Raw genomic sequence first — 25264 nt, 5'->3', positions numbered from 1 at the left:
ATGAAAACGCTTATCAAAAATTCAAATCCTTTTATCATGTTATTGATCCCGGTAATGTTTGCCCTTATTTTGGGTGTAACTTACCAGTTCGAGCAAAAAAAGGAAACAGCAATAATTGGCCGCACAGCAGTACATGCTACCTCATTGTTTCATAAAGGTTTTGTAATGGTTAAAACCGTTTGCTCAGTAGCAAAAAACAATAATATATGGTAATTAGTACCGAAGGGCTTTCCTTCACCTTTGGTAAGCAGCAGGTAGTTAAGTCGCTGGCGCTGCAAGTTCCGGAAGGAAGTATATATGGTTTTCTCGGGCCTAATGGTGCCGGGAAAACCACTACCATCAAATTACTGCTCAACTTGCTTAAACCGGATGCAGGTAACATCAACATCTTTGAGCAGGATATCAAAACAAACCGCATCAACATACTTTCAAAAATAGGTTCGCTTATTGAGCAGCCTGCTTTATATCAGCATTTAACCGGGAGGGAAAATTTATTGAACAGGGCCTTATTATTACAGGTGCCTGCTCAGCGCGTTGAAGATATGCTTGACCTGGTGCAGCTAACCCATGCCGCCAATAAAAAAGCCGGGCAATATTCATTAGGGATGAAACAACGCCTTGGCATTGCGCTGGCCCTGCTGGCCGATCCTAAATTGTTAATTTTAGATGAGCCCACCAATGGCCTCGACCCGAACGGGATCATTGAGATTCGTGAATTGCTGAAAAAATTGGTTGCACAACATGGCAAAACCGTTTTTATATCGAGCCACCTGCTGGCCGAAATTGAGCGGATGGCAACCCACGTAGGCATCATCAACAATGGCGCGATGCTTTTTCAGGGTAGCATAGCCGATTTACAAGCCATCAGCAAACCGCTTGTGCGTATTGAAGCGGAAAATACGGTTGATGCCGCCAACCTGCTAACCCGTAACCATATTAATGTTACCGAAGTAACAGACGATCATTTAATGATACCCTACATCTCCAAACAACAAATGGGCGATATCAATACTATGTTGAACAAAGGCGGCCAAACCGTTTACAGCATTGGTAAACAACAAAAAGATCTCGAAAAATTATTCTTAGATATAACCCAAAGCGCCTAAGCCATGAAAGGATTTATATTATCGTTCCGTTCGGAGTTTTACAAAAGCCGTAAAACGCTTGGCTTCTGGGCTTCCGTAATGCTGCCTTTGCTGATAGGCGTTTTGCTGTTTATTGGCTTTTACACTAAAAGCGAAAAATTGACATCAATGCCGCCAATGATGCTTTGGCTGCAGTTTGCAGGTGCTATCCTGGGCATTATGGGCTCGTTGGTGTTGCCGATGTATATCATCTTTATTGCATACTCCGTAAACAGTATTGAGCACAGGGCCGATACCTGGAAAACTTTGTTTAACCTGCCAATCCCGCGCTGGTCGGTGTATGCGGCTAAGTTTTTTTACGCCGTTTTTCTCGTATTTATGTGCCTTGCTTTATTTGTGTTGTTCACCATAGGTTTTGGCAACCTGCTCAGTATAGTAAAGCCCGAATTACGGTTCGATGATTTCCATATGGAAAAAGAACTGGCGCAGATCTATTTCAAACTATTTCTGTCGTCATTGGGCATTCTTTCTATCCAGTTTTTACTCAGTCTGTTTTGGGCCGATTTTTTAAAGCCGATGGGGATCGGTTTTGTATGTACCATAGCCGGTGTTGTGGCCGCTACAAAAGGCTGGGAGTATAGTTACCTGTTTCCGTATGCGCATCCCATGGCCGCCATCAGCAGCATGTTAAAAAATAATCACGGCGATCCAGCTCATTCATTACAAATTGATGTTTTTACCAAAGATGTATTTGTAAGCATGGCTGTAGCCCTGGTGGTATTTATTACCGGATATTTTATTGTTCAGCGCAAGAGTGTGAAGTAGTTGTTGGTGATTAGGTAGCTTGCTTCTGAGATAATGGCTGTTCTCGTTTTCTCTCGGGAGCTGGAGCATAATAATATGGGAAAGATGAAGGTTACTGAAAAAATAAACACAACCATGTCATTGCAAAGCGTGGCAACCGCGCAGAAGCAAAGCCGCTCTGTATAGCATGCGATTGCTTCGTACCTCGCAATGACATCTTTTCGTTATAGCCTCTAATCTCTCTCAAACTATCTAACCGGCTTAGGAAACACCGGTAAACTCTCATGCCCATCCGCATCAACCGACTGTACTGCGAAAAAATAATTGTCCTTTGAATAATTGAGCGTGGCGGCAGTATCTGTTACATAAAACTTCTTTTCCCAATAAGGGCTGATGGTTTCACGCATTAATACATAATAACCGACCGGCTTTTTTCCGGTAGCCGGAACTTCCCATTTCAATTTGGTTTTGTTGGTGAGATCGCTGGTGATAACGCCAACGTTTTGGGGTTCGGCAGGGGCCGAGGCAAGATTGGCCAATACTGATAGATTCATACGCGCCACCTTTTGTACATAATTAAAATCTACAAAGTCGGGCAGATCGCCATATTCAACACCATTTTCGGTACGGATATTCTGGTGCTGGCGGTTAAAGTTCTCGTTCATTTCGGTAAACCTCACAGCTGTAAAGCCCTGCTCTAAAAACGGCAGGTGATCGCCACCGCGCAGGTAACGGTCGCGGCGATAAATAAGCTTCACATCCAACTGATCGACATAGCGTTCCCCAATTTCTTTGGAGTACCTTGCCAACTCTCTCGACGGGCTGTCATTTTCTCCACCTAATGATTTTAGTGCCGCCACTTGTTTATCAGTAGCCGCGGTAGGCACGCCATCACTGAAAACCCGTACACTGCGGTTATCCTTCAGGTCGGTTTCCATGCCATAGGTATTGCCTACAATATCATTATTTAGCATGGCATCCACATTCCAGTTTTCGGCTTTGGCCCGTTTGGCAACATTGGCCGATCCGTAAAGGCCTTGCTCTTCGCCAACCACCGCCATAAAAATAATGGTAGCCGGAAACGGCCGTCTGGCCATTACCCTGGCCAATTCCATAGAAAGTGCCGTGCCCGAGGCATCGTCATTGGCGCCCGGCTCAACACCATTGGTATCCATCACATCATTAATACGTGAATCATAATGGCCGGATACAAGGTACACCCGGGTATCATTAGGATCGGTACCTTTTAATATAGCCAATACATTTTTGAGTTTGATGGGTTTATCAATCCGCGTGCCCTTAGGCTGGGTAAACGTATCAAACTGAACGGTCATTCTCCCGTTGGATTCCGCAGCATATTTCTCCATTTCAGCCTTGATCCAGTTACGAGCCGCTCCGCTGCCGGTAGTTTTGCTGGTGGTATCGCTGAGCGTATGCCTGCTTTTAAAGCTAACCAGTTTCCGAATAGTACCTTCAATGTTTTTGGCCGATACCTCATCAACCATTTGCTTGATCCCCGCATCCTGTTTTACAATGGTTTGCGCGGTGGCCGGGAGGGTTAGGATGAGGAGGAGGAATGGGAGGATGTGTTTCATAAAATGATGTCTGAACCCGAATTTATGGAATTAATGAATTTACAGAATGAAACGTATTGTAATAATCCAGTGATGGTGTTTTTTAATTACGTCGCACGTTCAAGAGGTCACGCAATAGCCGTTAACTCAAGGAAGCAAAAGCGTGGGATTGTGCGATTCCCCTCTTGAGAGGGGCGGAGGGGTGTGTTTCTGCTTTGATAAACTTATAGCAGAAACACACCCCTGCTACCACTCGTTCCTACGCGCCCCCTCTCGAGAGGGGATTTTGAAAATATTCTTTTTATTCTCCTTCCTCCTCTGCAACAATCCCTAAAATCTCATCGGCCTGTTTAAAATTACTTTTTACAAAATGGCACCAGTCGCACTCTTTTTTACCGCATCCGGTGCTGAAGTTGTGGGCCATGATCTGCTCGTACGTATCCTTGATCTGCCCGGTTACTATTTCCACATCTTCGGGTGTAATGACAAATTTTTCGCGGTAATATTCACCATCGTTTATCGGCTCAACAAAATCAAAAATGGTGCTGATCACCTGCCAGTCGGTAGTGCGGTCATGATCTATCAGTATTTTATAAAAAACAGCTTGCCTCCAGTAGTCACCTCCGTTTGGCGCATCGTTGGTTGGGCGCAACAATTTATCTTTTGCATTTTTGGGTTTACCTGTTTTGTAGTCAACAACGGTGGCTTGTTTGCCATCAAATTCAATTTTATCCAGGTTACCTTTAATAGGCACGCCAACCACTTCAATATTTTTTATTGAACGTTCAGTTACTGCTATTTTATTCCAGTGAGGTACGTTTTGTTCATAATATGGCGGCAGGATCTTTTCGCCATAAGCCGAGCGCAGCTTAAACTCATCTTTGGTAAAAGAATCGCGGTTGCGGGCCATGTACCACCTGAATTCGCGCATGAAATTTTCGGTGCTCAGGAACTCGTTATCATTGTCCTTCAACTGCCTGTAAGTTTTATTAAGCGCCCAGTGCACCGCCTGGCCAAAAGTAGCCGACGGACTCTTACCTGCCGGTACACGGATAAGGCATTGAAAATAAAACCTTAACGGGCAATCCAGATAATTGCTCAGGTGGGTTACCGATAGCGTATAGTTTTGCAGCAGCTGGTTAATGTAGTTTGTGTCCAGTAGTTCAACTTTTGGTTTATCGGTTTCACTGAACTGCGTTGCCTGAAAATCAATCATCGTATCGGCATCAACCTTAGGATATTGTACCTGTATGCTGGTACTGGCCAGTATTTCGCCTACAAATTGGCTCGCTTCCTGATCTTTATCTTTTTTATCCTTGGCCGCATATGATATCACAAGGTGCTGCTTAGCGCGGGTTACTGCTACATAAAATAAGCGGCGGGCTTCCTCTTTCTGTGCGATCTCATCTGATGCCGATTGGGTAAGTGTATCCGGGTAGCTGAAACCGCTGTTCCGGCCTTTGCTGTCCCAGGTACGTTTATCGCAACCAATAAAAAACACATCTTCAAATTCAAGGCCTTTGGAGCCGTGTGCTGTAAGGAAGTTAACACCATTTTCAGAAAAAATGCTTTGGTTAAGCTCCATCCGTATTTGGTGCTTCTTCATCATCTCAATGGTCTGGATCAAATCATTGAGGCTGATGTCGGGCTTCTTGCGGCTTTCATCCTTCAGGAAATCAAAAAAGCTGGTAAGCATTTGCATGTAACTTCCTTTGTCCTGCTGCTGCATGATGTATTTCAGGATACCCATTTTAGAGATAACGCTCTGAAAAAGCTGTTGTAGCGTAACGCTTACAGCTTCTTTCAACAGGTAATCCACATTGTTTATGAGGTACCGCATCTCCTGTTGCTGATCTGGTTTAAAGAGGTCAGGCTGTGCGAGCGGCTTCATTTCACTCACATAACGGCGAATAGATGTTTTAGGCTGATTATAAGCCAGGGTACCAAAGTTTTCTTTAAATACTGCTACACTTGCCTTGGCAATTTCGATAGGAGGGATGTTAAAGAAATCATAGTGCATGATCTCGAACAGCAGTTCGTCGCCGCTGTATGGCGAGTCGAGTTCCATGGCCAGGTAACGCAATATGTTGATGATCTTTTCGCCAAAGGGCTGGGTAAGTACATCTATCTTGCGTTTGGTGTTTACCTGGATCTTTTGCACATCCAGGAATTTGATCATTTCCTCAACCTGGTTGTGGTTGCGATAGATCACGGCTATTTCGCCCGGAGGTACATTTTGTTCCACCAGCTTTTTGATCTGCAGGGATACATCAACCAGTTCTTTATCCGGATTTTCATATTCGCGGATCACTGGATCGACCAACAAATCGCTAAATCGCGGATGTGACGATTTTAATGCCTTATCTAATTTAAGCTGACTGGTTAATCGTTCAAAGTTATTATCGATAAGGGCTTTTGAAATATCAAGGATCTGCTGGTTGGAGCGGTAGTTGTGTTTCAAAACCACGGTATGCAGGGTGTCTACATAATCGTTGGCGAAATCAAGGATGTTTTTCATGTTGGCACCCTGAAACTTAAAGATCGACTGATCATCATCGCCCACCACAAAAACGTTTGGCGTATCCCAATAATTAAGCAGGAAACGCAGTAGCTCGTTTTGCGATCCGCTGGTATCCTGAAATTCATCAACCAAAATATATTGGTAACGCTCCTGGTAACGGCGCAAAATTTCCTCATTATCCCGGAAAGCACGAAGCACCCAAATGATCATGTCGTCATAATCATAGCGACCGCGGGTCTTCATCTTTTCGGTATAATTTTGATACTCGCCTACGGCTGCCAGCAATTTTTTCATTACCTCGTGCGCCGCATCGATATCTTTTTGTTTAGGATCTCCGACCTTAATACCTGCTTTAGCGTTGGCGCGTTTATAAATAAACTCCTCACGATTCGGTATATCCTCCAAATACTCGCCTACCGCCCGCTCAATCATAGCGGCATCCCAGTTTTCCCGTTTCATAGTACTGAACAGGCTTTTGAGGCGGGGCACGTCGTAATAAATATCGCCGGTGAAGCGCTTCAGCAGGTGATCGTTCGGGAACTCATCAACCAGCTCACGAAAAAGCATGGCCGATTCCAGATCCGACAATGACTCCAGGTTCAGCTTGCCAAAATATTCCAGGTTTTCCTGGATGATCTCGTTACAAAAAGCATGAAAAGTATATATATTAATACGGTAAGCATCGGGCCCTATAAACTCAAACAGACGTTTGCGCATGGCCACCGCACCGGCATCGGTATAGGTCAAGCACAATATCTCGCTGGGCGAGGCATCAGTATCGGTCAGGATTTTGCCAATGCGGGCCGCCAGGATCTGGGTTTTACCCGTACCGGGGCCTGCTACCACAAGCACAGGGCCATCCATTTTATTTACTGCCGCTAACTGCTCGGGGTTTAGCCCGGCCAGCGCCTCTTGAAACTTGTTATTATATTTATTGAATGTAGATTGCATAAGCCCCCTCTAAATCTCCCCCTAAAGAGGGGAGACTTCTAATTTGGTTATTAAAATTCTTTGTATTCTGATGTTTGATAACCTGGCATACTTAAGGTACTTATTCGAACCTAAAAGCCGCCGATACCAAAATTAGGACTTAAAATGGAAATTGATTGCCTCCGCTATTATTATACTTGAACTCCCCCTTTAGGAGGCTGGGGGGCTACAACCCCATCCCCGTTGTAAAAAACGCGTTCACACTTACAGGCAGCTTCCCCGTAGGTTTTAAACGACCGCTAAGCACTTTGGCTGCAGATTGCTGCAACTCCGGCGACATCTGATAGCAAACTATTAAGTTGCCAGCTTTTTCAAGCCCCGGTAAACCGGCTATAGTATAAGCATTGGCAAATACGCTGAATGCTGTATTTTTCCTCGATGCCAGATCGGCAATCAGCAGTTTTACATCGCTGCTGTAATCAAGTTTGCTTTGCGGGCGCAGGCGGGTATCATGTATGCCCACAATGATCTGCTGGTATTGTTTAAGCCAGTTAAGGATATTGGTAACTTCAAGTGCCGGGGCATCTTTATTAACTATAAATATACGGCTGTTAGGAAAGCTTTTTACAACCTCCATCTGGAAAAGCGTTGGCGAGCTCACACCGATACTTACTATCGCTGTTTTTAAAAAAGGATTAAATGCCGGGTTATTGTTTTTTAAACGGGTTACCGAGGCATCGCTCAATTGCTGCACCAATGTTTTAGCGGCGTCGCTGTTGATGTCCTGGCTTAAATTGTTGAGGGCAGTTGGTTTGTATTGATTAAGCCCTGCCCAGTATTTAGCAACTAAAATCTTTTTGATGCGGGCTTCAAATTCGGCCGCGCTAACACTACCGTGCCTTACAGCCTTACGGATCAGGTCGATGGCCCGGTCGGAGTTTTCAGACAGCTCGATAATATCATTACCGGCAATAAAGGCCCTTACATCGGCTTCGCCATTTGGGAAATATTTGGTAACGCCTTTCATTTCCATCGCGTCGGATATCACCAGGCCTTTAAACTTCAGTGAATCTTTCAAGATACCGGTGATAATAGGGCGCGAAAGGGTAGAAGGGAGTTTTGGCGTGTTATCTAACGAAGGTATATTCATGTGCGCTATCATCACACCACTAATACCGGCGTTGATAGCTTCCCGAAATGGGTACATCTCCAATGAATCTAACCTCGCACGGCTGTAAGGTAGTAATGGCAAATCAAAATGCGAATCGACATTGGTATCTCCGTGCCCCGGAAAATGTTTGGCCGAAGTAAGCAAGCCTGCATCCTGCATCCCCTTAAAATAGGCGATGCCCTTTTTTGCTACGTTATACATGTTGTCGCCAAAAGAGCGGTAATTGATAACCGGATTGTTAGGATTGTTGTTCACATCCATATCTGGCCCGAGGTTCATTTGCATGCCCAGCCGCTTAAAATCATAGGCTACCTGCTGACCCATTTTGTAGATCAGGTTGTTATCCTGTATAGCGCCAAGCGTCATTTGATACGGATATGATATGGTAGAGTCCAGGCGCATGCCCAATCCCCATTCACCATCCATAGTTACAATTAAAGGTACTTTGGCCAGTTTCTGGTATTTATTAATAAGGTTAGCCTGGCGCACCGGTCCGCCTTGGAAGAAAACCACACCACCTAACTGCTGCTCTTTAATTACTTGCCCAACCGAGTCTTCATAAACTTTCCCCTTATTGGTATGCGCCCTTACAAACAGTAATTGTGCTATCCGTTGCTTGCGGCTCATTTTATTATATACCGAATCAACCCAACGGTTTTGCTTACCCAGTAATTGGATATAACTCTCCTTTTGAGCGAAAGCATCGGCAGTAAAAAATGTGAAGATGATAATTAAGGGGTAGAAAAAACGGTTTTTAGAAGCTTGCATAGGTCAAATGTAGCGTTATTCTGAATTTTTGATGAAAATGATGTTACAACTATTACAAAAAACAAACCACAAATAAACCTTTACGTTTTTCAGTAATCTATCAATTTATTAACATACATACAGGGAGAAGTTAATGGCGGCCCATGCACAAATCGGCCTGAGGCTTTTCCCGTCACTTATTTAAAACAGAGAAAAACGATGAAAAAATTACTTTTTTTGGCGATGTGCCTTTTTACCGTTGGTACAGTTAGTGCGCAGGGATATTATTATGGCCCGCGTCACCGCCGTCCGCCACGCAGGGTTGTTGAACGGCAACAGCCACAGCGCCGTTATGATGATTTTTATACGCCGAAGGTAGGTGTTGCGGTAGGTTTAAATGTTTCAAACACGGTTGATGCTTATAACAGCAATTACAGTTCAAGCTCACTTGCCGGCTGGCATGCAGGTTTAACGTTTGACGTGCCTATTATCTACCCGCTATCGTTTGCGCCCGAAGTATTGTTTTCGCAAAAAGGTTATGAGGTAAATGACAGGGACGGGAAATTTACGCAACGTACCAATTATATCGATGTGCCGTTGCTGGCTAAGTTTAGGGTAGTACGAGGTTTTAACCTATTGGTTGGTCCGCAACTTACCTTTTTAACATCAACCAAAAATACTTATGAAAGCGCTGTAGGTACCAGCATCGATCATATCGACAATGATGCCGAACATAGTTACGTGGCCGGTGTAGTGGGAGTGAGCTTTGATATTAACCGTAATGTGGAGATACGCGGCCGTTACAATATCGACCTTGGCGAAAACCGTCCTTATGCCGATCAAAATCTGCCTAACTATCGTAATCAGGTATGGCAAATAGGTTTAGGTTTTAAATTTCAATAAGCAATAAAGTATTTAAATCAGGAGTAAATCTCCCAGTAATTGATTCATGCAAAGGTTTAAAGGGAAATAACCCCGTTGATTTGAATCTTTGCATGAATTTTTAATTTTAAGGCATTGAGAGCCAGCATACTCATATGGGCGTTCCCGTCAGCTGACGGGCGGGCTATTCGCTCATACTGCACAGGCATTAATCACGGGCCGGTATCCGCTACTATCCCTAACGCTGGAATCGGTTTGATTTATAATTGATTACCATTCCCTCGGCGGATGTGCAGACAGGATCCTTATTTCTTTAGGGTAATAATTATTGATACGGTTAGGCAAAAGTTTGGCCCAACCAAGCGGGTGTCCTTCGTAGGTCATCAATGTCCAACCTTTATCAGTTGTACTTAAATCTATATTATCCCGGCGCAGGTATTGGATGGCCTGGTCTTTATTAAGGGGCGTTTCCAGAACGGCATCTTTATTCACTATCAGACTTAGCGCCAGTTCATGATCCGGAATCAAGTCTTTCCCGGCAAGCTTTCCAATAATCACCCCTGATTTTTTAATATAAAGGTGTCGCTGTAATATATTCAGGCTTTCTTTGTGGGCACGGTTAATAGCCATCCAGTCGTCGTTTACTTTGAAATAGTAAAAATCATCCGGTTCATTGATATATGAGCGTACCTGGTCAAGCTCTTTGCCCGGTAACTTTTGCTGAGTATTATTTTTAAATGATGCCAGATCGCCGCTGTGTTCTTTTTTACGCAAACAGGAAGCAAATAAGCCCTCGCCTTTTACTTTACCGGGATAGAAACGATAGCCCCAGGCTTTTTGCTGCGGCGATTGGGTTTCAACAATTCCCCATTCATTATGAACAGGTATACGAACGCTTTCCAGTTCAAACTCGGCACAAAGCCAATCCAGAATATCCTCGTTTTCCTGGTGCGAGTAGGAACATGTACTATATATAAGATAGCCATCTTCTTTTAGTGCCGGATAAATGTCGGCCAGGATACGTTCCTGTCGCTGGTGGCAAAGGTTCACGTTGCTTTCCGACCATTCGTTCATCGCGTCTGGATCTTTGCGGAACATGCCCGAACCTGAACATGGCGCGTCAACCAGTATGATATCAAAAAAGCTTTTCAACCTTCCGAAATCTTTGGGATCATTATTGGTAACAATAGTATTGGCCGTGCCCCAGCGGTTTAAATTATCTGTTAATATAGGTACGCGGGTTTTGATGATCTCGTTTGCCACCAACAAATCGGTAGGCTGCAGGGCCGAATTAAGGAGTGTGCTTTTACCTCCGGGCGCAGCACAAAGGTCAAGTACTTTGATCTCTTCGTCACTATTTGAGTTGATAGTTTTAAAAATATGATCAATAAACATCGACGATGCTTCCTGTACATAGTAGCACCCGGCATGAAAAAGAGGATCAAAAGTGAACGACGGACGGCTCTCCAGGTAATATCCATTTGCACACCAGGGTACATTTTGTGTGCTTTTTAAGGTTGATGGCTTAAAAGGATTCACCCTGATAGAGGTTGGAGCGTCTTCAAACTGGTGCGCTTTTACAAAGTTTTCTTCGTCAAAACCGTTTTCTGCACCTAATGACGCGATGAAATGCGGTGGAAAATTAAGCTCGTTCATATTCATTTCAAATATACGCATTAGGAAAATGACCGTCCTTGCCTAATTATAACAGTAACTTCACATTTATTTAACGTTAATTTTCAGTGAGTTGCGAAAGGGGTATCGATTATTTGAAAATATGTCTTGGTTGGAAGCTGGTTTTCTGCGTACATTTGTGACCGCCTTTGAGAAAAAGGTGTTGTTTTTTGAAGATTAAGGTTGAATGAAAAGGTTTTAAAAAGTAAAATTTTACTTGCTAAAACAAAATATAATTCACACCTTTGCAGCCCGCAAACGGGGAGAAGAGAGAAGGGATTGAGTCCAAAACAAAAAGAAAAAAAAAGTTTTGGAAAAGAGAAAAAGGTTGTTACCTTTGCAGCCCCAAGCGGGGAAGAAGTTTAAAAGCTTCTAAAAAGAAGAGGATGAGGGTTTTAGGCCTTTGGAATCAAAACGGAAAGAGAGCGATTCTCACCGGATAAACTGACAAATCAAAACGGTTAACACCGAAAGATTATATAGCTGAACTGAGATGGGGAAGCGAGCAAGTTCTTTTAAGAAATGGAAATCATGTAGCGTAACGGGAGGCGCGTAAAGGCTAAGGCCAATACAAGCTGAAGAGTTACAAAAAAAGCAAGCGAACTGTATAAAGATATAATAATACAGATTCTATTAATTAATAATAGGGTCAGTGAACAAACAAAACATTTTACAATGGAGAGTTTGATCCTGGCTCAGGATGAACGCTAGCGGCAGGCCTAATACATGCAAGTCGGACGGGATTTGGGAGCTTGCTCCCGATGAGAGTGGCGCACGGGTGCGTAACACGTATGTAACCTACCTTAGTCAGGGGGATAGCCTCTCGAAAGAGAGATTAAGACCGCATAACATCATTGAATGGCATCGTTTGATGATCAAATATTTATAGGACTAAGATGGGCATGCGCAACATTAGCTAGTTGGTGTGGTAACGGCATACCAAGGCTACGATGTTTAGGGGATCTGAGAGGATGACCCCCACACTGGTACTGAGACACGGACCAGACTCCTACGGGAGGCAGCAGTAAGGAATATTGGTCAATGGACGGAAGTCTGAACCAGCCATGCCGCGTGCAGGAAGACGGCCCTATGGGTTGTAAACTGCTTTTGCAGGGGAATAAACCTCGGTACGTGTACCGAGTTGAATGTACCTTGAGAATAAGGATCGGCTAACTCCGTGCCAGCAGCCGCGGTAATACGGAGGATCCGAGCGTTATCCGGATTTATTGGGTTTAAAGGGTGCGTAGGCGGCCTGTTAAGTCAGGGGTGAAAGACGGTAGCTCAACTATCGCAGTGCCCTTGATACTGATGGGCTTGAATGTACTAGAGGTAGGCGGAATGTGACAAGTAGCGGTGAAATGCATAGATATGTCACAGAACACCAATTGCGAAGGCAGCTTACTATGGTATGATTGACGCTGAGGCACGAAAGCGTGGGGATCAAACAGGATTAGATACCCTGGTAGTCCACGCCCTAAACGATGAACACTCGATGTTGGCGATATACGGTCAGCGTCTAAGCGAAAGCGTTAAGTGTTCCACCTGGGGAGTACGCCCGCAAGGGTGAAACTCAAAGGAATTGACGGGGGCCCGCACAAGCGGAGGAGCATGTGGTTTAATTCGATGATACGCGAGGAACCTTACCCGGGCTTGAAAGTTAGTGAATGTGACAGAGACGTCACAGTTCTTCGGAACACGAAACTAGGTGCTGCATGGCTGTCGTCAGCTCGTGCCGTGAGGTGTTGGGTTAAGTCCCGCAACGAGCGCAACCCCTATGTTTAGTTGCCAGCATTTAAGGTGGGGACTCTAAACAGACTGCCTATGCAAATAGAGAGGAAGGAGGGGACGACGTCAAGTCATCATGGCCCTTACGTCCGGGGCTACACACGTGCTACAATGGATGATACAGAGGGCAGCTACCTGGCAACAGGATGCCAATCTCACAAAGTCATTCACAGTTCGGATCGGGGTCTGCAACTCGACCCCGTGAAGTTGGATTCGCTAGTAATCGCGTATCAGCAATGACGCGGTGAATACGTTCCCGGGCCTTGTACACACCGCCCGTCAAGCCATGGAAGCTGGAAGTGCCTGAAGTGCGTAACCGCAAGGAGCGTCCTAGGGTAAAGTCGGTAACTGGGGCTAAGTCGTAACAAGGTAGCCGTACCGGAAGGTGTGGCTGGAATACCTCCTTTCTGGAGCAGATTTGCGAGCAGTGACTCAGGACTGTTACCTACATGATAATTTCTTAAAACACAAAAAAAAGACAAAAGGAAACCCAGAAGATGAAGCCATCGATGTGGGCCGGCCGTTGAGGCCAGGACACGAGTGGCAGTAAGCAGTGGCAGCAGCAGTAGGCAGAAAAGTCCTGCGTACTGCAACTGATAACTGCAACTAAAAAAAAGTCCTGTAGCTCAGCTTGGTTAGAGCACTACACTGATAATGTAGGGGTCAGCAGTTCAAATCTGCTCGGGACTACTATAAAGGCGGAAAGGGAAAAGGATAAAGGCGAAAGGTAAGAAACCTTTTAGCTTTAACCTTTCAGCTTTCACCTCATCCGAAAGGGGGATTAGCTCAGCTGGCTAGAGCACCTGCCTTGCACGCAGGGGGTCAACGGTTCGAATCCGTTATTCTCCACATTGAACCGGAAGTCATTAAATCATCAGGTCATTGAGTCATTGAAAAATGATTTAATGAAAGAATGAAAGAATGACGGAGGATCAAAACGTTCTTTGACATATTGGAAGAAGTAATTGAAAACAAGAGAAAACAACAGATAGAGACGTTGTTGAGTTCAGAAGCTTCAGGAGATCAAAACCGCAAGGTAATGAGCAAATGAAACAATGACTTAATGACAGATCTAAATAAAGACATACCTTGCGGCGCAAAAGGCGCAAGAGTAGAAGAAAGTAAGAAAGGGTACACGGGGGATGCCTTGGCTCTCAGAGGCGAAGAAGGACGTGATAAGCTGCGATAAGTACCGGGGATTTGCAAATAAGATTTGATCCGGTAATTTCCGAATGGGGAAACCTAGTTATTTGAAGAATAACTGCAGAATGCGCTAACCTGCCGAACTGAAACATCTAAGTAAGCAGAGGAAGAGAAAACAAAAGTGATTTCCAGAGTAGTGGCGAGCGAAATGGAAGAAGCCCAAACCTATATTGTTACGGCAATATGGGGGTTGTAGGACCACAACATGAATATTAAAGAGAACCGGAACGGGGTGGGAAACCCGGCCATAGAGCATGAGAGCTGCGTACGGGTAATTGATAGTAGGATAGTGGAATCCTGAGTACCGCGAGGTCGGAGACGCCTTGTGGGAATTTGCCGGCACCATCCGGTAAGGCTAAATACTCCTGAGAGACCGATAGTGAACCAGTACCGTGAGGGAAAGGTGAAAAGAACCCGAACAGGGGAGTGAAATAGAACCTGAAACCGTGTACTTACAAGCGGTCGGAGCCTGGCAACGGGTGACGGCGTGCCTTTTGCATAATGAGCCTACGAGTTACTCTTCCCTGGCAAGGTTAAGTGTTTAAGACACGGATCCGAAGCGAAAGCGAGTCTGAAAAGGGCGTATAGTCAGGGGAGGTAGACGCGAAACCTTGTGATCTACCCATGGGCAGGTTGAAGGTGCCGTAACAGGTACTGGAGGACCGAACCGATAAACGTTGAAAAGTTTCCGGATGACTTGTGGGTAGGGGTGAAAGGCTAATCAAACTGGGAAATAGCTCGTACTCCCCGAAATGTTTTTAGGAACAGCCTGGCGGTTGAGTTATAAAGAGGTAGAGCTACTAATTGGGTGCGGGGGAGTCAAATCCTACCAAATCCAGATAAACTCCGAATGCTTTATAATATACGCTGGAGTGAGGCTATGGGTGCTAAGGTCCATGGCCGAGAGGGAAAGAACCCAGACCATCAGCTAAGGTCCCTAAATTATTGCTAAGTTGAACTAACGAGGTCCGATTGCACAGACAGCTAGGATGTTGGCTTGGAAGCAGCCATTCATTTAAAGAGTGCGTAACAGCTCACTAGTCGAGCGATCGGGCATGGATAATAAACGGGCATCAAGCAGTATACCGAAGCTATGGATTCACAGTAATGTGACTGGTAGGGGAGCATTCTATTATCCGGCGAAGCAGGAAGGTAACTGACTGTGGAGGGAATAGAAAAGCAAATGTAGGCATAAGTAACGATAAGGCGGGAGAGAAACCCGCCCACCGAAAGACTAAGGTTTCCTGATCAACGCTAATCGGATCAGGGTTAGTCGGGGCCTAAGGTGAAGCCGACAGGCGTAGCCGATGGACAACTGGTTAATATTCCAGTACTTTTTAATACTGCGATGCGGTGACGGAGTAGTGACACTGACGCGAACTGACGGAATAGTTCGTTAAAGGCTGTAGGTATAGAGTTTGTAGTTAAGTACGCAAATTTTGCTGAAAGCTGATAGTACACCAAATCTTCGGACGAGGTGATAGTTCAGGTAATCAGACTTCCAAGAAAACCCGCTAAGCTTCAGGTATTAAAAACCCGTACCGTAAACCGACACAGGTAGTCGAGGAGAGAATCCTAAGGTGCTCGAGTGAATCATGGCTAAGGAACTCGGCAAAATGGCCCTGTAACTTCGGGAGAAGGGGCGCTGGCAGCAATGTCAGCCGCAGTGAAAAGGCCCAGGCGACTGTTTAACAAAAACACATGGCTATGCAAAATCGCAAGATGACGTATATGGCCTGACACCTGCCCGGTGCTGGAAGGTTAAGAGGGGATGTTAGTCGCAAGGCGAAGCATTGAATCGAAGCCCCAGTAAACGGCGGCCGTAACTATAACGGTCCTAAGGTAGCGAAATTCCTTGTCGGGTAAGTTCCGACCTGCACGAATGGTGTAACGATCTGGGCGCTGTCTCAGCCATGAGCTCGGTGAAATTGTGGTATCGGTGAAGACGCCGGTTACCCGCAACGGGACGGAAAGACCCCATGCACCTTCACTATAGCTTAACATTGATATCGGATACAGGATGTGTAGGATAGGTGGGAGACTGTGATCCAGCTTCGCTAGGAGTTGGTTAGTCAACGTTGAAATACCACCCTTTCTGTATTTGGTGTCTAACTCTACGATGTGGAGAACATTGTTTGGCGGGTAGTTTGACTGGGGTGGTCGCCTCCAAAAAGGTAACGGAGGCTTTCAAAGGTAAGCTCAGTACGCTTGGTAACCGTACGCGGAGTGCAATAGCATAAGCTTGCTTGACAGTGAGACAGACAAGTCGAGCTGGGTCGAAAGACGGATATAGTGATCCGGTGGTTCTGCATGGAAGGGCCATCGCTCAAAGGATAAAAGGTACGCTGGGGATAACAGGCTGATCTCCCCAAGAGCTCATATCGACGGGGAGGTTTGGCACCTCGATGTCGGCTCGTCACATCCTGGGGCTGGAGAAGGTCCCAAGGGTTGAGCTGTTCGCTCATTAAAGTGGCACGCGAGCTGGGTTCAGAACGTCGCGAGACAGTTCGGTCCCTATCTGTTGTGGGCGTAGGAAGTTTGAGTGGGGCTGACCTTAGTACGAGAGGACCGGGTTGGACTAACCTCTGGTGAATCTGTTATGCCGCCAGGTGTACTGCAGAGTAGCTACGTTGGGAATAGATAAGCGCTGAAAGCATCTAAGTGCGAAACTAGCCACAAGATGAGACTTCCATTGAGGGTCGTAGGAGACTACTACGTTGATAGGTTACAGGTATAAAGGTGGTGACATCATAGCCGAGTAATACTAATTGCCCGAAGCTTTCTTCGTGAAGAAACGTTCACTGGTTCATTTGTTCAGTAGTTCATTGGTAGTAATATTGATGATAAGCAGGATAGATGAGCCGGTGAGAAACACAAAAACAGATAATGAACAACAAGTGCTGTTGTTTTCTCTTAAATTCAATCACTTCTTTCAATAATATGTCATTTATAAAGGCTGAAAGGCCCAAGGATAAAGGCGAAAGGTAATAAACCTTTGAACTTTAACCTTTAAGTTTTCACCTTAATAAAAAGAAATTCAGGTGCCTATATCGGCGGTGTCTACCTCTTCCCATTCCGAACAGAGAAGTCAAGCCCGCCAGAGCCGATGGTACTGCGGTAAAACGTGGGAGAGTAGGTCGGTGCCACCCTTTATCACCTTTAATGGTGCAACATTGCAAAAGCCTTAGCTAATCACTAAGGCTTTTTGCGTTGATAATACTTTCCTATTCCTACTACTCCAACAGCTATAACAACCATCCAACCTAATCAACTACTGACTATTCTCCACTCACCCGCGACAGCGAAGAAGATCCTTCGCGCCTCAGGGTGACAATAAAATTGATAATGGCAAGCGGTGAAAAACATCATCATATAACCCAACCATTCACCATTTATTTGTGAAAGTAATTTTGCTACCTTAGTGCATATACCTAAACAATATGCTCACAGCACAACAAGCCTTACTTTGGCAAAAGATCCTCGATTTTCAATTGGATGACGCTGAGGCTGCTTTTAAATTTTCAGAACGTCTTGCCCGTGAAAATGGCTGGAATGTTAATTATGCTCTCCGCGTTATATCCGAGTATAAGAAGTTCATTTTTCTTTGTTGCATATCTGATAACGGTGTAACGCCATCCGATGCTGTTGATCAGGCCTGGCACCTGCATCTGACTTTTACGCACTCATATTGGATTGATCTTTGCCGTGATACGCTTGGCCGGGAGATTCATCATAATCCTACTAAGGGTGGGGATAGTGAGGCTGTTAAATATGATGCTTTTTATACAGATACCAATAAAATATATACAGATGTATTTCAACAATACCCTCCACCCGATATTTGGCCTGAAAATAATGCCCGGTTCTCAGATATTGATTTTCAGCGCGTTAACAAACGACGTAATTGGGTAATTCGTAAACCCAGGGCAAATAAGATATGGCCGGTACTTTTGATTTTTACTTTTGGTTTCGGCGTGATCGCGATGAAGTCGGGAGATGGGGCGATGTTTGTTTTATGCTTTTTAGCGTTTTTTGTTGTTCTTCTGGTAGTTGTTTTTAAACGGGAAAGTTGGAACAAAAACGATGCCGGCGAAACTTCTGGTTGTAATACCGGGGGCTGCGGAGCTTACGGCAATCTGGATACGGGCCATCATGGGCACTCCGGTCATGGCTGTCATAGTGGCTGCAGCGGGCATAGTGGATGCGGTAGTGGCTGCTCCGGATGTTCGTCATCAGGGTGCAGCAGTGGACATTAATTTAATGTGTTATTTGCTCAAGGCTTCAAATATTTCGGCACTAAGCAGCCCGCTACCTCCGCCAAAATGTTGCACTACCTTAATGTTGGGGTTTCTGTTATAAAAGTACTCGTTCAGTTTTCCTTCCGATCTTTCATCAACTCCACCACCCATCAGAACCACTTTAAAGTCTTGCGTAGGGAACGCCGCAATGGCTTCCTCATCGCTGAGGCAGCCTGTTGCGTTCCAGTCAGGATTATTGTTTACCAGTCTTACTACAGTGGCCAGTATTTCGGGGTGCCGGCCAATTACCAGTATCTGCGTCTTTTCCATGATTTTAAAATTTCATTGGTACATCTATCAGTAAAAACTCAGCATCGGTGCCGGCCCCAATAGTGAATTTATCAGTATCCCAAATGCCTAATGCATCGCGGCTGCTTAATGTTTCGCCATTGATGATCACTTCTCCACTTAAAATAAAAACGTAAACACCGTTACCTTCTTTTTTAATGGTATATTCAGTACTTAAGCCTTTGTCAAATTTTCCTAAATGAAACCAGGCATCCTGGTGAATCCATACACCAGCGTCGTTGGGATTTGGAGATAGTATCTGTTGCAGTTTATTATGACGGTCTTCAAGATTTAGCGAGATCTGATCATAACGCGGTTCAACATTCCGTTTGTTAGGATAGATCCAGATCTGTAAAAATTTAACTTCGCTGGTACGGTCAAAGTTGTATTCGCTATGAAAGATCCCGGTGCCAGCACTCATGGCCTGAATGTCGCCGTTTTTAATAACAGCCACATTGTTCATGCTGTCTTTATGCTCCAGGTCACCTTCCAGCGGAATGGAAATGATTTCCATATTATCATGTGGGTGTTTGCCAAAGCCCATGCCCGGATCAACTGTATCATCATTTAATACCCTTAAAGCACCAAAGTTCATTCGTTGAGGATTATAGTAACCTGCAAAACTGAATGATTGATAACTATGCAGCCATCCGTGATCTGCATGTCCACGGGTATTAGCTTTATGTAAAATGGTTTGTGCCATGATGTGTTTCCTTTAAATTATAATACAAATTTAAGGGAGCGTTATCCGGGGGCACTTGATGTAGGTTAAGAAATGGTGATTGGTTGATTAGGTGAGTGGAGAATAGTTATTTATGGCGCATAAACCACTCACCTAATCAACCCAATCAACCATTCACTTACTTCTTCCTCACTATCACACTTTTCATCCGGCTAAAAAACTCGGGGGTTACACCAATGTATGATGCTATTTGTTTTTGGGGCAAATGATCGATCAAGGTGGGATAACGTTTGCAAAAGTTGTTATAGCGTTCTTCGGCAGTTAAGCTTAGGCTATCAATTAGTCGTTGTTGGCTGGCTACTAAGGAGTTTTCGGTCAGGATCCTGAAAAAATGCTCAAACTTGGGGATTTGTGTATATAGCTTTTCCTGGTTTGCCTTAGAAAGTAGCAGCACATCGGTATCTTCTAAGGCTTCAATATTCTGGATGCCTGGCTTTTGCGAAATGAGGCTGTACATATCGGCAATCCACCAATCGGCGGGGGCAAAACTCAGCACATGTTCAATTCCACTTTTGTCTACCGTATATCCCCTCAAGCATCCTCCTGTAACAAAAGCCGAGTACTTGCACACTTCGCCATAGGTGAGCAAAAATTGCTTGCGTTTTATCTTTTTCGGTTGCAGATAGGCCGTGAAAATTTCCTGTTCTTCGCGGGTTAAGTGGATGTGTTTTTCGAGATTATGTAGTATCAGATCAAGCGGCATATGCAAAAATGTGTTTTATTTGGCTCATTATCGAAGATTGGTCAATTAATCTATCCGGTTTTTTACAGGATGGGGCATGTATTTAATAAATTTTAAATTAGCTTTATCAACCGCCAAACAAGCCATGCCAAAATATGCGCATGTTATGCTTATAAAGCGGTATGGATAGCGAAAAATTATCAATATGATTGTGAATGGCTTTTTAAACAAGGCCTGAAGCATAAACAAATAAACCTGGAACGCATTACCAATTACTGCGTTAATTGATTTTAAAGATAAATTTTATGGTGAAAAATTATTTTTTAACGATCTGCCTGTGTGTTATTGTGGCTTCATTTGCTAATGCGCAACAAAAATTTAATGGGCTTGACGTAGGGCTTGGAAATCTTTACCGTACGTCTGATGCCAAAACAAGATCTATCAGTCCGGAAAATTTTACGGGCGAAAAGGGTAAAGGCGGCATGGCTACAATCGGAACCGGTGCTAACGCTTCGCGCGATTTGGGCCAAACCTGGAAGGTAAGCCCAAGCGTTATCATCAAAAAGCATACAACATTTACCGTTGCCGAAATTAATGGCTCAGGAGCTATCCAACATATCTGGATGACACCTACCGGTAACTGGCGTTATTCGATACTTCGTTTTTATTGGGATGACGAAACTACTCCATCGGTTGAGGTGCCGGTAGGCGATTTCTTTTGTATGGGCTGGGGTAAATATGCGCCGGTAACTTCGTTAGCCGTGGCGGTTAATCCAGGCAGCGCTTTTAACTGTTACTGGCCAATGCCATTCCGTAAAAAGTGCCGCATCACCATGGAAAACATTGACGATGAGGATATGGTGCTCTATTACCAGGTTGACTATACGCTGACCGATGTACCTGAAGATGCAGGTTATTTCCATGCGCAGTTTCGCCGCGTAAACCCATTGCCTTATAAAAAGGATTTTGTTTTAGTAGATAGCATTAAAGGAAAAGGACAATATGTTGGTACTTATATTGCTTACGGCTCAAACAAAAACGGATGGTGGGGGGAAGGAGAGATCAAGTTTTTTATGGATGGCGACACTAAATTCCCTACCATAAACGGTACAGGCACCGAAGACTATTTTTGCGGATCGTACGATTTCGACACCCGTCATAAAGATGCAGATGGCAAAGAGAAACCAGGTACCGAATACACCGAGTTTTGCAGCCCTTACAGCGGTTTGCCACAGGTGATCCGGGGCGACGGACATTACAATATCGCCCAGCGCTTCGGTTTGTACCGCTGGCATATTGTTGACCCTATCCGCTTTGAAAAAAGTTTGAGAGTTACCATACAGGCTTTGGGCTGGCGGCATGATGGCCGTTACATGCCTTTGCAGGATGATATCGCCTCAACCGTGTTCTGGTATCAAACCGGCGAACATGGCCCTTTCCCTAAATTTCCCTCAAAAGACGAATTGGAAGTAAACTGATGAAACTATATAAACTGGCAAAAGGCAGCTTACTGCAACATAACGGTTCATCATTCATAATTGATGATGAATGGGACAAACTGATCAACCGTGATGATTTGGCTGCTTACCTGGAATCGGTTACCACCGATACGACAGCTTTAAGCACCGAAGTAGAGGCCGAACATTTAAATGGCAACATATTGCCGCCGATAGGCAGCCAGGAAGTATGGGCAGCCGGTGTCACTTATTTACGCAGTCGTGATGCACGGATGGAAGAATCTGAAACAGGCGCAAGTTTGTATGATAAGGTTTATGACGCGCTCCGGCCCGAGTTGTTTTTTAAGGCGCTTGCTCATCGTGTATCCGGACATAATGATGAGGTTTATATCCGCAAAGATTCGGAATGGAATGTGCCTGAGCCTGAGCTTACGCTGTTTGTGAATAGTAGCGGCAATATCCAGGGATATACTATCGGTAATGACATGAGCTCACGCAGTATTGAGGGCGAAAATGCCTTGTACCTACCGCAAGCCAAAGTATACGAAAAAAGTGCTGCCCTTGGACCTTGTTTATATATTACGTCGTCGCCAATCCCTGGTGAAACAGTGATTAGTATGAATATCAGGCGTGCCGGTGAGCTTGTTTTTGAAGATGAAACTACAGTTTCCCGTATTAAACGTTCATTTACCGAACTCACCGGCTATTTATACAGCGAATGTGATTTCCCTCACGGATGCTTTTTAATGACAGGCACTTGCTTAGTACCGCCGCCAAGTTTTACTTTACAGGCCGGCGATGTGGTAGAGATCTGTATTGATCATATAGGTACGATGGTGAATGTGATTGGTTTAAACCCTAAACATAAATAAGCGGTATGGTGCAGCTTTTAAAAAAGTCATCATTAGTTTTGCTGCTTGGCGGTTTAGCGTCATGTACAATGCGCAACCCTCAATTACCTATGAAAGGCACTTTTGGATCAGATCTTGATTTTTTAAAAGCAAAGGATAGCGTTATCGTTTTAAGAGACGACAGCGGTTTGGGGCAGGTTATTGTTTCGCCCAAATACCAGGCAAAGGTTTTTACATCGACTGCTGATGGTTTAAATGGGAAAAGCTTTGGCTGGATCAAATATGAAACTTTTGATCTGAAGCAGCCCGATCCGCATATGAATGCCTTTGGTGGTGAAGACCGCCTGTGGCTCGGTCCGGAAGGCGGGCAGTTTTCGCTCTTCTTCAAGCCAGGCACCAAAATGGAATTCGATAACTGGCATACACCAGCTGCGGTTGATAATGAAAGCTGGGAGCTTGTTTCATCCTCGCCTAAAAAGGTATCGATGAGCAAAAGCACACATCTGCAAAATTATGCCGGCACCGAATTATCAATAAAGCTGGAGCGGGATGTAGAGATAATGGAGCCCAAAGCAATACAGCAGCTATTGGGTATTGATGCCGATGCAGCTGTAAAATCGGTTGGGTTTAACACCGTAAATTCCATCAGTAATGCAGGGGATAAAGCCTGGGACAAAACAACGGGGGCACCATGCTTGTGGAATTTAGATATGTTTACCCCTTCGTCAAAAGTGGTGATCGTAGTTCCGTACGATGAAAATGCTGCGGGTAAAGTTGCTACAACCAATTATTTCGGTGAGATTCCGAAAGACAGGATCACGTATAAAAACGGGATACTATTGTTTAAGGCTGATGGCAAAAGCCGGGGCAAGCTGGGTATTCCACCTCATCGGGCAAAAAATATGGCCGGTAGCTACGATGCGGAGAATGATGTTTTAACAATAACTATGTTTGATGTGGATAGCACTGCATCGTACTTAAACCAGGAGTGGAAGACGGATACCGCACCTTACAGTGGCGACGCGGTAAATGCCTATAACGATGGCCCACTGGCTGATGGTAAACAAATGGGGCCGTTTTACGAAATAGAAAGTGTATCGCCTGCCGCTTTCCTAAAACCGGGCGAAAAGCTAATACATAAACACAGCGTATTCCATTTTACAGGTGATAAAGCCGCATTAAATAAAATAGCATTAAAAACGCTGGGGATTTCCTTAGATGACATCTCGGCAGCATTTAAATAACAGATCAATATATAACCAACCAATAAATACTCAATGTCAAAAAACAAAGCCCTGTTCGCAGTAGCATTAATTACCTCCCTGTTCTTTATCTGGGGATTTGCACTCAATCTTAATCCGATACTTATTCCACACTTAAAAAAAGCCTGTCAACTTAATGATTTTCAATCGTCACTAATCGATTCGGCATCCTATATTGCTTATTTTCTGTTGCCAATTCCTGCAGCCCAGTTTATGAAGAAATACGGCTATAAAGGCGGAATCCTTTTAGGTCTTGTGCTGTTTGCCACCGGCGCATTTTTGTTTTATCCGGCGGCCGCTGTACGCAACTATGCATTTTTCCTCGGTGCATTGTTCGTGGTATTTTCGGGTGCGGCTTTTTTAGAAACAGCTGCAAACCCATACATTACTGTATTGGGCGATCCAGCAGGAGCGACAACCCGTATCAACTTTTCGCAATCATTTAACGGACTGGCCGCAACGCTTGCTCCTTACCTGGGCGGCTTGTTCATATTGTCGGGCAAAAATTTAACTGAAGCCGAAACAAAAAGCATGTCGGCAACAGAATTGAACAATTATTTAAATAAAGAAGCGTCGTCGGTACAGCTGCCTTTCATTATAATTGGCATAGTTGTATTGGTGGTTGCATTCTTGATCTATAAAACCACTTTCCCGCCAATTGTTGAAGAAACAAGCCATGAGTTGGAGGACGATAAGCGTTCGCTGATGACCAGGATTGGTGAACTGTTGAAAGAAAAACAATTGATGCAGGGTGTACTGGGCGAATTTTTTTACGTAGGTGCACAATCATGTATCAGCAGCTTTTTTATCCGCTTTTCAGAAAAGGTAGCAGGTTTTGCTGAAAAACCGGCATCTTTCTATTTATCGATGGCTTTGCTGAGCTTTATGATTGGTCGTTTATTAGGCACAGCACTTATGCTGATTATTAACCCGGTTAAGCTGTTGATCACTTATGCAATTATCAATGTTGCATTATTGTTTGTGGCCGTATCTGTACACGGTGCTTTGGCGGTATACGCTTTAATGGGCGTGTTCTTCTTTATGTCCATCATGTTCCCTACTATATTCTCGCTTAGTATCCGCGGCCTTGGTGCTAAAACCAAATTAGGTTCATCACTGGTGATCATGGGGATTGTTGGTGGCGCTATCTTCCCGCCAATTATGGGGCGTATTTCTGATTTAACCAACATTCAAACATCTTATTTGGTACCTGTGGTTTGCTTTGTGTACATAGGTTATTTTGCGATAATAAACCTTAAAGTAAAAAAAGTGGAGATGGTTACAGCTCATTAATATATCTATCATAAA

Annotated in this window: 17 protein-coding genes, 2 tRNA genes and 3 rRNA genes; 15 read left to right on the top strand and 7 right to left on the bottom strand. The window is 44.5% G+C overall.

The window, feature by feature from the left end:
• Genes DEO27_RS20650 through DEO27_RS20640 form a run of 3 tightly spaced genes read left to right on the top strand, consistent with a single transcriptional unit; the run spans window position 1 to window position 1910 of the window.
• Window positions 1-213, top strand: coding sequence for a hypothetical protein (locus DEO27_RS20650; protein ID WP_112575048.1), 213 nt, complete (start codon window positions 1-3; stop codon window positions 211-213).
• The gene (locus DEO27_RS20645; protein WP_112575047.1) at window positions 207-1106 is read left to right on the top strand and encodes an ABC transporter ATP-binding protein; all 900 of its coding nucleotides are present in this window, start codon (window positions 207-209) and stop codon (window positions 1104-1106) included. The genes DEO27_RS20650 and DEO27_RS20645 overlap by 7 nt, the downstream gene beginning before the upstream one ends.
• 3 nt (window positions 1107-1109) lie before the next feature.
• Window positions 1110-1910 (top strand): ABC transporter permease, encoded by an 801-nt coding sequence (locus tag DEO27_RS20640; protein WP_112575046.1) that lies wholly within the window; start codon window positions 1110-1112, stop codon window positions 1908-1910.
• Between the two features lie 227 nt (window positions 1911-2137).
• Here the strand turns inward: DEO27_RS20640 and DEO27_RS20635 are convergent, their stop codons facing one another.
• From DEO27_RS20635 to DEO27_RS20625, 3 genes are all read right to left on the bottom strand, one after another.
• Window positions 2138-3484: a M28 family peptidase gene (locus tag DEO27_RS20635; RefSeq protein WP_112575045.1), complete on the bottom strand. Its 1347-nt coding sequence runs from the start codon at window positions 3482-3484 to the stop codon at window positions 2138-2140.
• Window positions 3485-3764: 280 nt separating this feature from the next.
• Window positions 3765-6935: an ATP-dependent DNA helicase gene (locus tag DEO27_RS20630; RefSeq protein WP_112575044.1), complete on the bottom strand. Its 3171-nt coding sequence runs from the start codon at window positions 6933-6935 to the stop codon at window positions 3765-3767.
• A 205-nt stretch (window positions 6936-7140) separates the two neighbouring features.
• A complete protein-coding gene (locus DEO27_RS20625) occupies window positions 7141-8853 on the bottom strand; it encodes a glycoside hydrolase family 3 protein (protein WP_112575043.1) in 1713 nt (570 codons plus the stop codon).
• A gap of 198 nt (window positions 8854-9051) precedes the next feature.
• Here DEO27_RS20625 and DEO27_RS20620 point away from each other — a divergent pair, with 198 nt between their 5' ends.
• Window positions 9052-9735, top strand: coding sequence for a porin family protein (locus tag DEO27_RS20620; protein WP_112575042.1), 684 nt, complete (start codon window positions 9052-9054; stop codon window positions 9733-9735).
• 249 nt (window positions 9736-9984) lie between these two features.
• Here the strand turns inward: DEO27_RS20620 and DEO27_RS20615 are convergent, their stop codons facing one another.
• Complete coding sequence (locus DEO27_RS20615) at window positions 9985-11391, bottom strand: methyltransferase RsmF C-terminal domain-like protein (protein ID WP_223818008.1); 1407 nt, start codon at window positions 11389-11391, stop codon at window positions 9985-9987.
• 180 nt (window positions 11392-11571) lie between these two features.
• Between DEO27_RS20615 and DEO27_RS20610 the strand changes: the two genes are divergently transcribed.
• The 7 genes from DEO27_RS20610 to DEO27_RS31510 all read left to right on the top strand — a co-directional run bounded on the left by DEO27_RS20610 (window position 11572) and on the right by DEO27_RS31510 (window position 18632).
• Entirely contained in the window at window positions 11572-11754 is a 183-nt protein-coding gene (locus DEO27_RS20610) for a hypothetical protein (RefSeq protein WP_149301880.1), read from the top strand.
• A 306-nt stretch (window positions 11755-12060) separates the two neighbouring features.
• Window positions 12061-13580, top strand: a 16S ribosomal RNA gene (locus DEO27_RS20605).
• Between the two features lie 208 nt (window positions 13581-13788).
• Window positions 13789-13863 (top strand) — tRNA-Ile (locus tag DEO27_RS20600).
• A gap of 85 nt (window positions 13864-13948) precedes the next feature.
• A tRNA-Ala gene (locus tag DEO27_RS20595) sits at window positions 13949-14022 on the top strand.
• 265 nt (window positions 14023-14287) lie between these two features.
• Window positions 14288-17164: ribosomal RNA gene (locus tag DEO27_RS20590) — 23S ribosomal RNA — on the top strand.
• Between the two features lie 249 nt (window positions 17165-17413).
• Window positions 17414-17525: ribosomal RNA gene (gene rrf / locus DEO27_RS20585) — 5S ribosomal RNA — on the top strand.
• The 16S, 23S and 5S rRNA genes sit together here with 2 tRNA genes alongside, the layout of an rRNA operon.
• Window positions 17526-17816: 291 nt before the next feature.
• The gene (locus tag DEO27_RS31510) at window positions 17817-18632 is read left to right on the top strand and encodes a glycine-rich domain-containing protein (RefSeq protein ID WP_190295157.1); all 816 of its coding nucleotides are present in this window, start codon (window positions 17817-17819) and stop codon (window positions 18630-18632) included.
• Window positions 18633-18641: 9 nt separating this feature from the next.
• Here DEO27_RS31510 and DEO27_RS20575 read toward each other — a convergent pair whose 3' ends face one another.
• The 3 genes from DEO27_RS20575 to DEO27_RS20565 form a co-directional block, all read right to left on the bottom strand.
• The gene (locus DEO27_RS20575) at window positions 18642-18944 is read right to left on the bottom strand and encodes a hypothetical protein (RefSeq protein WP_112575692.1); all 303 of its coding nucleotides are present in this window, start codon (window positions 18942-18944) and stop codon (window positions 18642-18644) included.
• 4 nt (window positions 18945-18948) lie between these two features.
• Window positions 18949-19665, bottom strand: coding sequence for a pirin family protein (locus DEO27_RS20570; RefSeq protein WP_112575691.1), 717 nt, complete (start codon window positions 19663-19665; stop codon window positions 18949-18951).
• A 157-nt stretch (window positions 19666-19822) separates the two neighbouring features.
• Complete coding sequence (locus tag DEO27_RS20565; RefSeq protein WP_112575690.1) at window positions 19823-20407, bottom strand: Crp/Fnr family transcriptional regulator; 585 nt, start codon at window positions 20405-20407, stop codon at window positions 19823-19825.
• A 284-nt stretch (window positions 20408-20691) separates the two neighbouring features.
• On the opposite strand from DEO27_RS20565, the gene DEO27_RS20560 reads away from it, so the two are divergent.
• From DEO27_RS20560 to fucP, 4 genes are read left to right on the top strand one after another with little or no spacing between them, the layout of a single operon-like run.
• Entirely contained in the window at window positions 20692-21864 is a 1173-nt protein-coding gene (locus tag DEO27_RS20560) for a glycoside hydrolase family 172 protein (RefSeq protein WP_112575689.1), read from the top strand.
• Window positions 21864-22715 (top strand): fumarylacetoacetate hydrolase family protein, encoded by an 852-nt coding sequence (locus DEO27_RS20555; RefSeq protein WP_112575688.1) that lies wholly within the window; start codon window positions 21864-21866, stop codon window positions 22713-22715. Before DEO27_RS20560 ends, DEO27_RS20555 begins: the two co-directional genes overlap by 1 nt.
• 5 nt (window positions 22716-22720) lie before the next feature.
• On the top strand, window positions 22721-23938 hold the full coding sequence (locus DEO27_RS20550) for a DUF6786 family protein (protein WP_112575687.1): 1218 nt from the start codon (window positions 22721-22723) through the stop codon (window positions 23936-23938).
• Window positions 23939-23971: 33 nt separating this feature from the next.
• Window positions 23972-25249: an L-fucose:H+ symporter permease gene (gene fucP, locus DEO27_RS20545; RefSeq protein WP_112575686.1), complete on the top strand. Its 1278-nt coding sequence runs from the start codon at window positions 23972-23974 to the stop codon at window positions 25247-25249.
• The last annotated feature ends 15 nt before the right edge of the window (window positions 25250-25264 follow it).

This window comes from Mucilaginibacter rubeus (genome assembly GCF_003286415.2).
GTDB lineage: Bacteria > Bacteroidota > Bacteroidia > Sphingobacteriales > Sphingobacteriaceae > Mucilaginibacter > Mucilaginibacter rubeus_A.
This window is presented reverse-complemented; position numbering and strand designations above follow the sequence as displayed.